The 432-nt window shown below is 70.1% G+C and carries 1 protein-coding gene; it reads right to left on the minus strand.

The window, feature by feature from the left end:
* The coding region (locus tag OR16_RS39285) for an AMP-binding protein (RefSeq protein ID WP_043423298.1) at positions 1 to 432 on the minus strand (432 nt) is incomplete at both ends.

The raw sequence follows: 432 nt of genomic DNA on the forward strand, positions 1-432 counted from the left end.
TGCCGGTGGTGCCGGAGGTATAGGCGATGGCCCCGTGCGAGGCGCCGGCGCGCGGCGGCATGGCCGGCAGGCCTGCCCCGAAATTCGCCCAGTGGTGCGCCTGCGGGCCGGGCGACGCGATGGACGGCGGCGCGGCGCCGCGCGAGACCAGGATGACGCTGACGCCCGCCGGGATGCCTTCGCGCACCTGCTCAAGCAGGTCTGCGTCGACAACCAGTGCGCGGGCGCCGCTGTCGGTCAGGATATGGTTGGCTTCAAGTGCCTTGAAGTGCCAATTGATCGAGGCCAGGTACAGCCCCGCCTGGCGGCAGGCCAGCACCAGGGCCACATACTCCGGGCTGTTGCGCAGCATGGCGGCGATGGTGTCGCCCTCCTTGCATTGCAGGTCATGCAGGCCAGCCAGAATGCGCCGGACCTCCCCCGAATCCAGTC

Origin of the sequence: Cupriavidus basilensis OR16, assembly GCF_000243095.1 — a bacterium.
Classification (GTDB): domain Bacteria; phylum Pseudomonadota; class Gammaproteobacteria; order Burkholderiales; family Burkholderiaceae; genus Cupriavidus; species Cupriavidus basilensis_D.